This is a genomic window from Arthrobacter sp. 05N428_2 (genome assembly GCF_056397065.1).
In genome coordinates, this window is record NZ_JBFTMR010000004.1 from 241,484 (window position 1) to 253,622 (window position 12,139).

Here is a 12,139-nt window from a genome sequence, read left to right on the forward strand (position 1 = left end):
ACGGCTTACTGAGGACGCCCGACGGCCCGGGCGCGACAACGTGCCCGGACAGTACAGCTAGGAAGCGAAGGCGTTGATGCCCGTCAGGTCGGCGGACAGCTGCCACAGCCGCTCTGCGTCCGCCCGGTCCACGGCGTGGCCATCCACTCCCCTGACCCGCGCTTCCGGGCTTCCTTGTTGGGTCGGCTCGGCAATGTCACAGTCCTCGCAGTAGACGCCGCCCTTGCCCGCAAGCAGCGGGGAGGTGGCCGCCCAGACGGAGGTGGCGGCACCCTGCGCCGGCGTCTTGAACCGCTCGTCCGGTTTGCCGTCCGCGTCCATCCAGCCCGATGCGATCATCTCTTCCCGGGGCAGGTGGCGCTGCAGTTCGGTCATGATGCCTCCCGGGTGGACCGCGAAGGCCCGTACACCGGCACCCTTCCCGAGCGCGTCCAGGTGCACGGCGAACAGCGCATTCGCCGTTTTAGCCTGCCCGTAGGCCTTCCATTTGTCGTAGCCGCTCTCGAAGTTGATGTCGTCAAAGCGGATGGGCGAGAGCTTGTGGCCGGTGGAGGAAAGAGCCACCACCCGGGCACCGCTCCCGGCAGACAGTGCGGGCCACAGCAGGTTGGTGAGCGCAAAGTGGCCCAGATGGTTGGTAGCGAACTGCGACTCCCAGCCCGGTCCCACGCGACGCTCGGGGCTTGCCATGATTGCGGCGTTGTTGATCAGGATGTCCAGCCCGGCACCGTCGCCGAGGAAATCAGAGGCCAGGAATCCGGCGGCGAATTCCTCAACACCGGCCAGCTCGGCGAGGTCCAGCCGGGCGACGCGGACGCCGTTCAGACCGGCCTGGTCCAGGACGTCCCGGGCATGTTCGGGCCGCCGCGCAGGCACCATCACCCGGGCCCCGGCGGAGGCCAGAGCCCGGACCGTCTCCAGGCCCAGCCCGGAGTAGCCGCCGGTCACCACCGCGGTCTTCCCGTCGAGGTCCAGCCCGGCTATCACCTCCGCCGCCGTCGAGCGCGCGCCGAAGCCCGAGCCGATCTTGTGCTGCGGGGTCAGGGTGGTGTCTTGGCTCATCGCGGCACCTTTCCGGTCAGGACCCGGCGGGCCGGGACAGCTGCAGGGCTATTGGACTTTCTGGACGATCGTCGGAGCGTCAGTAGACGGGTTTGCCCGGCTCCACGTCGCGCACCCACGCAAGGATCCCGCCCTCCAGGTGGCTGACCCGGTCGTATCCTGCCCCACGCGCGGCGGCGAGCACCGCCGCGGAGCGGGTGCCGCCCTTGCAGTGGAACACGATGTCTGTGTCCCGCGGCAGCTCTTCCCAGGCGTCGCCGGCCAGAATCCGGCCCTGCGGGATCAGCTTGGCACCTTCGATGCTGACTATCTCGAACTCCCCGCTCTCCCGCACGTCCACCAGTTCGAAGTCCTTCAGGCCAGCCTTCCGCGATGCCAGCATGGTGGCGAGCTGGGTGGCGGTGACGGTGTGTTCGGTCCCGGCGTCGGCGGCCGGGGCGATCCCGCAGAAGGCTTCGTAGTCGGTGAGCTCGGTGATGCGGGGCGCTTCAGGGTCCCGGGAGACCCTGATTTCGCGCCAGCTCCCGCCGAGGGCGTCAAAGAGCGCCACGCGCCCCAGCAGCGAACGCCCGACGCCGGTGATCAGCTTGACCGCCTCGGTCACCATGAGGGAGCCGACGGCGGCGCACAGCATGCCGAACACGCCGCCTTCCCCGCAGGAAGGCACCGAGCCGGCGGGGGGCGCCTCCGGATACAGGTCGCGGTATGTCGGCCCGTGCTGTTCCCAGAAAACGCTGACCTGGCCGTCGAAGCGGAAGATCGAGCCCCACACGTACGGTTTGCCGAGAATTGCCGCGGCGTCGTTGACCAGGTAGCGGGTGGCGAAGTTGTCGGTGCCGTCCAGGATCAGGTCGTAGCCGGCGAACAGTTCAAGGGCGTTGGAGGCATCGAGCCGGACGTTGTGCAGCCGGACGTCGACCAGGGGGTTCAGGGCGGCGATGGCGTCGCGGGCTGACTCGGCCTTGGGCCGGCCGACGTCGGCCACGCCGTGGATCACCTGGCGCTGCAGGTTGCTCAGGTCGACGTCGTCGTCGTCGATGATGCCCAAGGTTCCCACCCCGGCGGCTGCGAGGTACAGCAAGGCGGGCGAGCCGAGGCCGCCGGCGCCGATCACCAAAACCCGGGCATTCTTCAGGCGGCGCTGCCCGAGGGACCCGATCTCGGGAATGATCAGGTGCCGGGAGTAGCGTTCCACCTCGTCCGGCGTCAGGCCTTCTGCCGGTTCGACCAGCGGTCCGGGGACCGGTGTCGGGGTTGCGGGGGTGCCTTTTGCGGTCAACGTCGAAGCCATAGTTCAATGTATGCCCGAAGATGCCGCCAGGTCATATTACCCGCGCGTAAAGTAGAGCCAACAGCGAAGGAAAGAAGGCCGACAATGGTTCATCAGGCACCGGTCGAGCGGGGCGATACCGGTAAGACGTCGGCCGGGAACGCACGGGGCGGGGCTGCCCGCTCTGCGCGCCTGCCGCGTGATGAACGGCGTGCCCAGTTGCTTGCCGCCGCCCAGGAGGTCTTTGTGGCCAACGGTTATCATGGCGCCGCCATGGACGAAATCGCGGAGACGGCGCACGTGAGCAAACCGGTGCTGTACCAACACTTCCCGTCCAAGCGGGAGCTGTACCTTGCGCTGCTGGATGGCCATCTGTCGGCCCTGACCGACCTTTTGCTGGGCGCCCTGAATTCGACGACGGACAACGACGAGCGCGTCCAGGCCGTGATGCGGGCCTACTTCCACTTCATCGCCAGCGACGATCAGGCCCACCGGCTGGTCTTCGAATCTGGTCTGGTCAACGATCCCGAGGTGAGCGCACGGCTGGAAACCTTCAACAAGACCTTCGCGGACGCGATCGCAAAGGTCATCGCCGAGGACACCAAGCTGCCGCTCCTGGAGGCCCAGCTCCTGGGCCGGGGATTGTCCGGAATGGCGCAGGTCAGCGCCCGGTACTGGCTGGAAACCGACGGGAACCTGGACCTCGATGTGGCCAGCGACCTGATCTACCGTTTAGCTTGGCGCGGAATCTCACGCTTCCCCAAAGAGTCCTAGAGTACAAATAGAGAACACGTGTGAACACTTTGATTGGCTTGGAGGCCTTGCTGTGGAAGTAAAGATCGGCATTCAGAACATCGGCCGCGAAATTGCCCTGGAATCGGATCAGGACGCCGACGCCGTGGCAAAGCTGGTGGGCGAGGCCCTGGCTAAGGGCACTGAGCTCCGCCTGACCGATGAGAAGGGCCGTCAGATCATCGTCCCGGCCGGCGTTCTGGGCTATGTGGAAATCGGCGCCGAGGAAGTCCGCCGCGTCGGATTCGGCGCCCTCTAGCCACCGATCGCCGCGATCCGCACCCCTGCCGTCCAACCCGCAGTTCACGAAGGAGTCTGAATGCTGTCCCTGATTGTGGTGGCCCTGGTGGCCGTGGCCGTGGGGTTCGTGGTGTGGGCCAACGACAAGCGGCATGCCAAGTACGGCATCGCCGTGCCGGCCGGGGTTGCCCTGGGGGTCGGAATGCTGAGCTGGATCATCTTCCTTGCGGCCGGCTTCGGCTACCAGCCGGGCCTGACGTGGATCCCGTGGGTGCTGCCGCTGCTGTTGGGCGCTGCCGCAGCCGTGGGGGCGGTGCTCTACCTGGGCAGGTCCCGCACGCAGCACGACACCGCCCGGATAACCGCCATCCTGCGCCTCTAACGCTCGCTGAAGGTTAAGTTGGTGGCGGCCGCTCCCCCTCGGGTGAGTGGCCGCACCGCTTTAACCGAGGAAGTGGGACCAAGAGTAGGGCAGGATGGTCCTGTGACCACCCCTGACGAGCAGTCCTTTCTGGCCTGTATTCAGGGAAGGATCCCCAGGCTGGCATCCGGGACTATGACCTGGTCTACTTCGACGAGGACACCTCATACGGAGCGGAGAACGCGGTGATCCGAAGGGCCCGTGAGCTGTTCAAGGATCTGGGCGTCGACGTCGAAGTTCGCAACGAAGCCCGCGTTCACGTTTGGTACGAGGAGCGCTTTGGCGTGCCGGCCATCCCCTTCACCAGCACCACTGATGCGATCGATCATTTCGCCGCGAAAACCTGCTGCTTCACCGGCACCTCAGATGAGGCGGGCGCCCTCACAACGTACGCCCCACACGGCTACGACGACCTGTTCGCGCGGAAGGTCGTGCCCAACCCGGTGCTTGCTCCCCAGGCTGTGTACGAAACGAAGACCAGAAGGTGGAGCGCACAATGGCCAACGCTGACCGTGCTGCCATGGCCCGCAGCGAGCTCCCTGAGCGAACTGCCGCCGCAATCCGGAAGGTGACCGGGACGAGGTCTTCATGGTCGTTGCCCTGCACGACGCTGGCAGAACAACACCGACTGTGCCGCCGTCGAGAGCCGCTAGCCGGTACCGTGGTCGGGTGGCGGCGATCGAGCAAGAACTGACAGGAGGGAACGCGTCCGGACGTGTTGTGCGCATCGGTCACACTGTCCGGAAACCGTGGTTGGAAAATTCTTCCGTCATACAGGACTATCTTCGTGCCCTCGTATCAGGCGGGGTTGACGTTCCCCAGCCCCTCGGCCGGGACGAGGCCGGTCGGAGCGTGGTCGAGTACATAGACGGCGCGCCTGCGATGGACCAGCTGCCGCTGGCGCCGGATGATTTGCTAAGGGTTGGGCGGATGATCAGGGAAATCCACGATGCCAGCGAACCCTTCGGCATCCCGGAGGCTGGTTGGCACCTGCTGCTGCCCGCCGAGAATCCGAACCTGATGTGCCACAACGACCTCGCTCCGTGGAACCTGATCAGGGGAGACCGGTGGGTCTTCATCGATTGGGATGGTGCCGGCCCCAGCACCCGGCTGTGGGATCTGGCGTACGCGGCGCAGTCGTTTGGCATGCTGTTCGAGGGCCAGCCAGTGGAACCTGCGGCCTCAAGATTGCGTGCCGTTGTAGACGGGTACGAAGCGGATGACGCCATGCGCAGCGCACTGCCGTCCGCGATGGTGAAGCGAACGACGGCAATGTGGAACCTGCTGAAGTCTTCGAACGAGTCTGGGTTCCAGCCGTGGGCCGACATGTATGTCAACGGCCACGGCGAGCACTGGCGCACGGCCGCGCAGTACGTCGCGCGGAATCAAACGGCTTGGGAACAGGCCCTCGCGGAAGAGTGACCCTAGCTTACGAGCCTGGGAGCATCAATGGGACATATGGGAAGCGATGTGCGGGAGCCACGCCGGGAGGTTAAATCCTGGCGCCGGCGGTCGGGTCCCGACGCCCGGCGCCATTCGGGCTATGCAGACCCGGGCAGATCCGCATCGTCCTGGCCGCGCATCATGTCGGAGTCTGTGGCATTGGAAGCAGCCCAAACACTCTGCGGATCGGCGCCGCCCTCCATGGCCTCGGTCATTGCATCGCGCAGGTCCATTCTCGCTTGATCCGCGGCAAAGTCCGCCGACTCACTATCTGCGGAAGCCACCCAAACGCGCGCCAAACTCTCTTCCACATCAGCCTCCAGACTATTGAGTTCACACCCTCCCCGGCGGGGGCAGATCGATTATAGCCATCCGAGTGCTGCGAATCGTACCCGCGAAGTGAGGAGTGTGGGACCGCGATCTCCCCTATCGCTGAAAAGCTTCCTTAACGTCCGGGGACGTGGACTCCTGAATAACCCAGCGGTTGCCGTCGGGGTCACTGAAGTAGGCAAAGGCGATCCCGCCGAGGTCCTGGACCTCACTGATCTCCGCCCCGCGACGGAGGAGCTCGGCCCGTGTGGACGCCATGTCCGGCACGACCAATTGCAGGCCCTCCAGGCTCCCGGGAGACATGCTGTTCATGCCCGTGCCAATGACTATGGACGTCGTGGATCCCGGCGGGGTGAGCTGGACCACCCGCATGCCCGGTATGTACTCCACATCGTGGTCGAGGACGAAACCCATCCGGTCGGCGTAAAACGTTTTGGCCGCGTCGACGTCGGCAACCGGTACCTGGACCACTTCAAGGCGCATCTCCATGCGCATCACAGTACCCCGGATTCCGCGGACGCGGTGGTTCAAAACGTAGGCGTCCCGGGCTCGGCGAGCGGGTACTTGCGCTGGATTTCGGCCACCTTCGGATCGTTCTCATCAGCACCGTAGTCCGAGGTGCGGGTGATGTCCTTTCCGTCCGAGAGCTTGAGGGCGCGGAAGACCAGGGACAGGACAGCCGCGACGACGAGGTTTATGGCAAACGCCACCACGGCGATGTAGACCTGCACGTCGGTGCCGGGGATGGCGGCGATGGAGCCGCCAAAGTGGGCTTTCGTGACGGGGTTGACAACGTTGTAGGCGGCGATCGTGCCATAGGCGATGCCGGCCGCCCAGCCGATAAAGAGCGCCCACCGGTGGAACCAGCGGGTGTACAGCCCGGCCACGATCGCCGGGAAGGTCTGCAGGATCCAGATGCCGCCCAGGAGCTGCATGTTGATGGCCGCCGACTGGTCCATGGCAATGACGAAGATCAGCGCACCGAACTTCACCACCAAGGACGCCACCTTGGAAACGCTCGCTTCCTGGCGGGGCGTCGCGTCGGGCTTGATCAGGTCCCGGTAGATGTTCCGGGTGAACAGGTTAGCCGCGGCGATGGACATGATGGCCGCCGGGACCAAGGCCCCGATGGCGATCGCGGCGAGGGCGATGCCGGCAAACCAGGCCGGAAAGTGATCCAGGAACAACTGCGGCACCACCAGTTGCGGGTTGACCGTGCCGTTCAAATCGACGGGCTTGGTTCCCGCGTAAATGGCCGCGTATCCGAGCAGCGCCAGGAAGCCCAGCATCAACGAATAGAGCGGGAGCACTGCGGCGTTCCGGCGGATGGTGTTCCTGCTTTTGGTCGCGAGTACTCCCGTGATCGAGTGCGGGTACATGAACAGGGCCAGGGCTGAGCCCAGCGCCAGCGTCCAGTAGGCCGAGTAGCTCGTGGCGCCCGGGATGAAGACACCGGCGGGCTTTCCGGTGGCCGGGTTTACCGTCGCCAGCTTCGCCTCCGCGGAGTCGAAGATGGTGCCCCAGCCGCCGAACTTGATCGGCAGGTAGATCACCGCGACGATCACCGCCAGATAGATCAGCAGATCCTTCACGACGGCGATCAGGGCCGGGGCCCGCAGGCCGGACATGTACGTATAGGCGGCCAGGACCACGAACGCGATGATCAGGGGCAGGTCGGTCAGCAGGGCGTTCTCGGCACTGCCCAGTCCGAGCACGGTGAGCACGGCCTTGATGCCCACCAGCTGCAACGCGATGTACGGCATGGTCGCGACAATGCCGGTGACGGCCACTGCAATGGTCAACGGCCTGCTGCCGTAACGGCCGCCGACAAAGTCGGCAGGCGTGACAAACCCGTGCCGGTGCGAGACGGACCACAACCGGCTCATCAGCAGGAACACGATGGGATACAGCACGATCGTGTAGGGCACCGCGAAGAACCCGCTCACGGCTCCCGTGGCCCACATGGCAGCGGGTACGGCCACGAACGTGTAGGCCGTGTAGAGGTCGCCGCCGAGCAGGAACCAGGTCACCCAGGTGCCGAAACTCCGGCCCCCCAGTCCCCATTCGTCCAGGCTGTGCAGCCCTGTCGTCTCTTCCCGCCGCCAGCGTGCCGCAAAGAACCCCAGTGCAGCCACCAAGACGAAGAGGATGATCACAATGGTGAGGGCTATTCCGTTGATCGGGCGGTCCGGGACTGCCAGCGCCACAGTGGCCCCGTTCACCGCTCCTCCCCTGCCCGGGCCTCGTCGCGCACCGCTTCGCGCCGGCGTCGGTCCTCCCTGGTGACCAACCAGTAGGAGATTCCCACCAGGGCCGCTGTGACCGGAATCCACGCCATCTGGTACCAGTAGAAGTACGGGATACCGTATAGACGCGGGTTGTCGAACGAGTACGCGGGCACAAACAGCGGCACCACGATGGCGGCCAGCAGCAGGATTCCTGAAATCACATAGGGTCCGGGCCTGGCCGGGCCTCGCGTTGGCAGATCGGGACTGGACATCGACGCCTCCTCATTGAGACGGGCCCCCGGAGCGGGAAGGCTTCCCGGGACGTGCCGGCGGCCTGCAGACCGCGGATCAGCGCGGTGGTAAACAACAGAATAGACACTGGATTAATTCTTCAACAGTGCAAACTACCCGGTTCTTGGCACGGCAAGCCCCTGCGTCTGGCGCCGGTGGCCGTGGAACCCCTGTGCTGCGGAGCGGCAACCCAGGCTCCGAGGCCGCTAGAGGAACTCGGCCCGGCCCTCCATGGCGGAGGAGGCCAGCGCGTGTTCCCGGCGAGGAATCCGGCCTGCCAGCCGCGCCAGCCGCCCGGCGAGGACGGCATGCCTGAAGGCGGCGCCCATCATCACCGGGTCCTGGGCGCGAGTCACAGCGGTCGCCAGCAGCACGGCGTCGCAGCCGAGCTCCATCGCGAGTGCCGCGTCCGACGCGGTGCCGATGCCGGCGTCGAGCACCACCGGCACCGATGCACGGGAGACGATCAGCTCGATGTTGTGCGGGTTGAGGATGCCCAGGCCGGTGCCGATCGGGGCGCCCAGGGGCATGACGGCGGTGGCGCCGAGGTGTTCCAGCCGCAGCGCCAGCACCGGATCATCGTTGCTGTAGGCGAAGACCTTGAAGCCGCGGCCCACCAGCTGTTCGGTGGCCTCCACCAGCTCCAGCGCGTCCGGCAGCAGGGTCTGCTCGTCCGCGATCACCTCAAGTTTCACCCAGTCGGTTTCCAGCGCTTCGCGTGCCAGTTCGGCCGTGAGGACTGCGTCCCGGGCGGTAAAGCAGCCGGCCGTGTTCGGCAGCACCCGAATGTTGCGCTCGGCCAGCAGTTGGAACAGCGAGCCGCTTTCGGCCGGCGAGTAGCGGCGCATAGCCACCGTGGTGAGTTCCGTTCCGGAGGCCACCAGCGCGGCGCCAAGGCCCTCCAGGCTCGGCGCGCCGCCGGTGCCCATGATCAGGCGCGAGCCCAGTTCCACGCCGTCGACGATCAGCGGATCCCGGTGTCCTTGCGCTGCGGTCAGTGTTGTTTCTCCCATGTGCTTCATCCTCCCTGTACGGCGGTAACGAGTTCGACGTCGTCGCCCTCGGCGAGCGCGGTCGCGTGCCACTGGCTGCGCGGCACCACTTCGGCGTTGCGGGCGACGGCGACGCCGAGCTTGCGGCCGTCCGTGGCCCGGCCATCCGCACCCAGCTCCCGTCCCGTGACCCCGCCGACGAGGGCGCTGACGGTGGCGCCGTCGGCGACCGTGTGCTGCGCTCCGTTGAGCCTGATGTTCATGCTGGTGCCCTGTCTTTCGTTGTGGTGTCCGGCGGCGTTGTGTCGCCGGCCGAGGCGTCCCGGCTGCGGTTGGCGAAGCGGTCCGGCCGGAACCGGTCCCAGCGCGGATCCGGCTCGCCGTCCAGCAACTGCCGGCAGACGGCTGCTGCCACCGGGGTGAGCAGGACTCCGTGCCGGAAGAAGCCAGTGGCAATGATCAGCCCCTCGTAGTCCGGCCCGCTACCGGAGCCGGCCACGCGCCCCAGCAGCGGGGCGTTGTCCGGGGTGCCTGGCCGTGCCCGGGCCGTGGCCTCCAGCAGTTCCAGTTCGGCGACGGCGGGCAGCAGCTGCTGGGCGTCACGCAGCAGCTGGTAGACGCCGCCGGCGGAGACCGCACCGGGATCCGAAGGCGCATCCTCCCGCTGGGTGGCGCCGATCACGACCGTGCCGTCCTCCCGCGGCACGATGTACACCGGGCTCCCGCGGACCAGACCGCGCACCGTGCAGCGCAGCAACGGCCGGAGCGCCGCCGGTACACGAAGCCGGAGGATATCGCCGTAAACCGGCCGCAGCGGGAGGGTAAGTCCCCCGGGCAGGCCCTGCAGGCCGGCCGCTCCGAGTCCGTTGGCCACGATGGTCTCACCGGCGCGGATCTCCCCGCCGTCCTCGAGGCTGACCCCGGAGACCCGGTCCCCGTCCCAGCGCAGCCCTGCGGCGCGGCGGGGCACGGCTGTGTACCGGTGGTCGCGGGCCAGGAGCTCGGCGGTCTGGACGAGCAAGCGGCGGGGGTCAACCTGGTGGTCGGCGGGGATGTCGAATGCGCAGGAGATGCCCGGGCTGAGCAGGGGTTCACGCCCCCGCGCCTCGCGCACCGTCAGCGGCTCCACGGCCAGGCCGCAGGACAGTTGGACGCTCCGCAGGTCGGCGAGCGCCCGGCGGTCGGCCGCGTCCGCGCCGACGGCGAGGGTCGGCGTCGTGCGGTACCCGGTGCCGCCCGCATCCGACCGGCCGCCGCCAAGTCCCGCGGCGAAGCCCGGCCAGAGCCGTGAGGCTTCGAGCATGAGTGCCAGCAGCTCTTCCTCCTGGTAGTGGAGTTCGCTGACCGGTGCCAGCATGCCGGCGGCGGCCCAGCTGGCACCGGTGCCGGGGGCGTCGTCGATCAGCGCGACGGAGCGGCCCGACCGGCACGCTTCCCAGGCGATGCCGTGGCCGATCACCCCGCCGCCGATCACGGCGACGTCGTACGGCCCGGGGGGTGTGGCGGATATGACAGATGGTGAGGCCATGGCTTCCTTCCCTACGCCGGTACTAACCGGATCAGGTCAAGCGGTCGGCTCTGACGCCCTCTCAGCCCTGCGCCGTGTGACGGCACGTGCGGGCTCCCGCGGTATGCGACCAGTTTAGGGGAACTAGGCTTGGGGGATGAGCCAGGAAGCCCTCACCCCCGCCCGCCTGTACCTTTGCACCGATGCCCGGAAGGGGCGGGGCGACTTCGAAGACTTTGTTGACGCCGCCTTTGCCGGCGGGGTCGACATCATCCAGCTGCGGGACAAGTCGCTGGAGGCCGCCAAGGAACTGGAGCTGCTGGAGGTCCTGCACGCCGTGGCGCTGCGGCACAACCGGCTCTGGGCGGTCAACGACCGGGCGGACCTCGCCTCGCTCGCCGGCGCACCCGTCTTCCACATCGGGCAAAAGGACATTCCGCTCGCTGCGGCCCGGGGCTTCCTTGGCGGGAGCACCGTGATCGGCATGTCCACCCACACCCCGGCTCAGGTCGATGCGGCCATCACCGCGGCCCGGGGCCCGCTTGGGCTGGACTACTTCTGCGTGGGGCCGGTGTGGGCCACCCCCACGAAGCCCGGCAGGGCCGCCGTCGGGCTGGACCTGGTGCGCCACGCCGCCGTCGCGGGCGACCGCGGCAGGGCCCCGGCGGAGCGGGCCGGAGCGGAACCGGGGGTGCCGCCGTGGTTCGCGATCGGCGGCATCGACCTGGGCAACGTGGAACAAGTGGTGGACGCCGGCGCCCGGCGCATCGTGGTGGTCCGGGCGATCACCGAGGCGGACGATCCCGCCGCGGCGGCGCGCGCCCTGCTCGCCGCGCTCGACGCCGGGAGCTCGATTGAGGCAGGCGCCGTCACCGCCGGGGGCGCCAACTAGCCGGCGAGCCCCAACTGGGACATCCGGCGGGAATGGGCGGCGGCCAGCTCGGCCGTCAGGCGGCGGGCCAAGTCGGCTCCCCCGGCGGTATCCGCGCCGGCCGGGCCGTGGAGGAAGGCATGCTCCTGTCCGACCCGCTGTGCCAGGGAAAGCGCCTCGCCGAGCAACCGCCGCGACCACAGTGCCAGCCGGGACGCCAACCGGGGATCATCAGCGAGCGCCGCCTTGAGCCGCTCCCGGAGTACCGCCGCCGCATCCCCGGCGGACTGGATCCGTCCGATCAGCGCGGCCATGTCGGCGTCGACGTGGCCGGAAATCGACTGGAAGAAGTCGGCGGACACCGCGTCGATCACGTAGGCCTTCATCAACGATTCGTACCAGTCGGCCGGGCGGGTGCGCTCGTGGAAGGAATCGACCGGTGGCTGGAACGGCAGCATGGTTTCCTCCACGTCGAGGCCCAGCTCCGCCAGCTTCTTGCAGACCAGTTCGAAGTGCTGGAACTCGATGACGGCAAGCCGGCCCAGGACCGCCCGGTCGTCCAAGGTGGGCGAATACCGTGCGTCAGAGGAAAGCCGCTCAAAGGCCGAGAGCTCCACGTACGCCATTACTCCGAGCAGATCCCGGCGGAAGCGCTTGCCGTGGGCCGGGTCTGCCGGGGAGGTGCTCATGTT

16 protein-coding genes and 1 riboswitch are annotated in these 12,139 nt (G+C 67.5%); of the genes, 6 read left to right on the forward strand and 10 right to left on the reverse strand.

Annotated features, from left to right (window positions below; genetic code table 11):
* Positions 1-57 precede the first annotated feature (57 nt).
* Positions 58-1,062, reverse strand: a complete 1,005-nt coding sequence (locus AC1DGI_RS05865; protein WP_441401912.1) for an SDR family NAD(P)-dependent oxidoreductase — start codon at positions 1,060-1,062, stop codon at positions 58-60.
* Between the two features lie 79 nt (positions 1,063-1,141).
* Positions 1,142-2,353 (reverse strand): molybdopterin-synthase adenylyltransferase MoeB, encoded by a 1,212-nt coding sequence (gene moeB, locus AC1DGI_RS05870; protein WP_476898095.1) that lies wholly within the window; start codon positions 2,351-2,353, stop codon positions 1,142-1,144.
* A gap of 84 nt (positions 2,354-2,437) precedes the next feature.
* On the opposite strand from moeB, the gene AC1DGI_RS05875 reads away from it, so the two are divergent.
* The 5 genes from AC1DGI_RS05875 to AC1DGI_RS05895 all read left to right on the forward strand — a co-directional run bounded on the left by AC1DGI_RS05875 (position 2,438) and on the right by AC1DGI_RS05895 (position 5,207).
* Positions 2,438-3,106, forward strand: coding sequence for a TetR/AcrR family transcriptional regulator (locus tag AC1DGI_RS05875; RefSeq protein ID WP_441401910.1), 669 nt, complete (start codon positions 2,438-2,440; stop codon positions 3,104-3,106).
* 52 nt (positions 3,107-3,158) lie between these two features.
* A complete protein-coding gene (locus AC1DGI_RS05880; protein WP_354235181.1) occupies positions 3,159-3,383 on the forward strand; it encodes a DUF3107 domain-containing protein in 225 nt (74 codons plus the stop codon).
* A 60-nt stretch (positions 3,384-3,443) separates the two neighbouring features.
* Positions 3,444-3,746 (forward strand): hypothetical protein, encoded by a 303-nt coding sequence (locus AC1DGI_RS05885; protein ID WP_476898096.1) that lies wholly within the window; start codon positions 3,444-3,446, stop codon positions 3,744-3,746.
* Between the two features lie 134 nt (positions 3,747-3,880).
* Entirely contained in the window at positions 3,881-4,357 is a 477-nt protein-coding gene (locus AC1DGI_RS05890; RefSeq protein ID WP_476898211.1) for a nucleotidyltransferase family protein, read from the forward strand.
* Positions 4,358-4,454: 97 nt separating this feature from the next.
* Positions 4,455-5,207, forward strand: coding sequence for a phosphotransferase (locus AC1DGI_RS05895; RefSeq protein WP_476898097.1), 753 nt, complete (start codon positions 4,455-4,457; stop codon positions 5,205-5,207).
* A gap of 119 nt (positions 5,208-5,326) precedes the next feature.
* Here AC1DGI_RS05895 and AC1DGI_RS05900 read toward each other — a convergent pair whose 3' ends face one another.
* From AC1DGI_RS05900 to thiO, 7 genes are all read right to left on the reverse strand, one after another.
* Positions 5,327-5,539, reverse strand: coding sequence for a hypothetical protein (locus AC1DGI_RS05900; protein ID WP_476898098.1), 213 nt, complete (start codon positions 5,537-5,539; stop codon positions 5,327-5,329).
* Positions 5,540-5,654: 115 nt separating this feature from the next.
* Positions 5,655-6,047, reverse strand: a complete 393-nt coding sequence (locus tag AC1DGI_RS05905) for a VOC family protein (RefSeq protein WP_441401411.1) — start codon at positions 6,045-6,047, stop codon at positions 5,655-5,657.
* 38 nt (positions 6,048-6,085) lie between these two features.
* Positions 6,086-7,780, reverse strand: a complete 1,695-nt coding sequence (mctP, locus tag AC1DGI_RS05910) for a monocarboxylate uptake permease MctP (RefSeq protein WP_441401396.1) — start codon at positions 7,778-7,780, stop codon at positions 6,086-6,088.
* Positions 7,777-8,058, reverse strand: a complete 282-nt coding sequence (locus AC1DGI_RS05915; RefSeq protein WP_441401398.1) for a DUF3311 domain-containing protein — start codon at positions 8,056-8,058, stop codon at positions 7,777-7,779. Before AC1DGI_RS05915 ends, mctP begins: the two co-directional genes overlap by 4 nt.
* A 225-nt stretch (positions 8,059-8,283) precedes the next feature.
* On the reverse strand, positions 8,284-9,090 hold the full coding sequence (locus AC1DGI_RS05920) for a thiazole synthase (protein WP_441401400.1): 807 nt from the start codon (positions 9,088-9,090) through the stop codon (positions 8,284-8,286).
* Between the two features lie 5 nt (positions 9,091-9,095).
* Positions 9,096-9,332: a sulfur carrier protein ThiS gene (thiS, locus tag AC1DGI_RS05925; protein ID WP_441401402.1), complete on the reverse strand. Its 237-nt coding sequence runs from the start codon at positions 9,330-9,332 to the stop codon at positions 9,096-9,098.
* A complete protein-coding gene (gene thiO / locus AC1DGI_RS05930; protein WP_441401404.1) occupies positions 9,329-10,597 on the reverse strand; it encodes a glycine oxidase ThiO in 1,269 nt (422 codons plus the stop codon). Before thiO ends, thiS begins: the two co-directional genes overlap by 4 nt.
* Positions 10,588-10,707, reverse strand: a riboswitch (TPP riboswitch). It overlaps the preceding gene by 10 nt.
* Before the next feature lie 26 nt (positions 10,708-10,733).
* Between thiO and thiE the strand changes: the two genes are divergently transcribed.
* On the forward strand, positions 10,734-11,468 hold the full coding sequence (gene thiE / locus AC1DGI_RS05935; RefSeq protein WP_441401405.1) for a thiamine phosphate synthase: 735 nt from the start codon (positions 10,734-10,736) through the stop codon (positions 11,466-11,468).
* Here thiE and AC1DGI_RS05940 read toward each other — a convergent pair.
* Positions 11,465-12,136 (reverse strand): ferritin-like fold-containing protein, encoded by a 672-nt coding sequence (locus tag AC1DGI_RS05940; protein WP_476898099.1) that lies wholly within the window; start codon positions 12,134-12,136, stop codon positions 11,465-11,467. The genes thiE and AC1DGI_RS05940 overlap by 4 nt on opposite strands.
* Between the last annotated feature and the right edge of the window lie 3 nt (positions 12,137-12,139).

Bases quoted from the DNA above. Each gene is read 5' to 3' on its own strand.
- AC1DGI_RS05875 (WP_441401910.1), top strand. From the start codon at position 2,438: ATGGTTCATCAGGCACCGGTCGAGCGGGGCGATACCGGTAAGACGTCG.
- AC1DGI_RS05920 (WP_441401400.1), bottom strand. From the start codon at position 9,090: ATGGGAGAAACAACACTGACCGCAGCGCAAGGACACCGGGATCCGCTG.
- AC1DGI_RS05915 (WP_441401398.1), bottom strand. From the start codon at position 8,058: ATGTCCAGTCCCGATCTGCCAACGCGAGGCCCGGCCAGGCCCGGACCC.
- moeB (WP_476898095.1), bottom strand. From the start codon at position 2,353: ATGGCTTCGACGTTGACCGCAAAAGGCACCCCCGCAACCCCGACACCG.
- AC1DGI_RS05905 (WP_441401411.1), bottom strand. From the start codon at position 6,047: ATGGAGATGCGCCTTGAAGTGGTCCAGGTACCGGTTGCCGACGTCGAC.
- thiO (WP_441401404.1), bottom strand. From the start codon at position 10,597: ATGGCCTCACCATCTGTCATATCCGCCACACCCCCCGGGCCGTACGAC.
- AC1DGI_RS05940 (WP_476898099.1), bottom strand. From the start codon at position 12,136: ATGAGCACCTCCCCGGCAGACCCGGCCCACGGCAAGCGCTTCCGCCGG.
- AC1DGI_RS05865 (WP_441401912.1), bottom strand. From the start codon at position 1,062: ATGAGCCAAGACACCACCCTGACCCCGCAGCACAAGATCGGCTCGGGC.
- thiE (WP_441401405.1), top strand. From the start codon at position 10,734: ATGAGCCAGGAAGCCCTCACCCCCGCCCGCCTGTACCTTTGCACCGAT.
- AC1DGI_RS05885 (WP_476898096.1), top strand. From the start codon at position 3,444: ATGCTGTCCCTGATTGTGGTGGCCCTGGTGGCCGTGGCCGTGGGGTTC.
- thiS (WP_441401402.1), bottom strand. From the start codon at position 9,332: ATGAACATCAGGCTCAACGGAGCGCAGCACACGGTCGCCGACGGCGCC.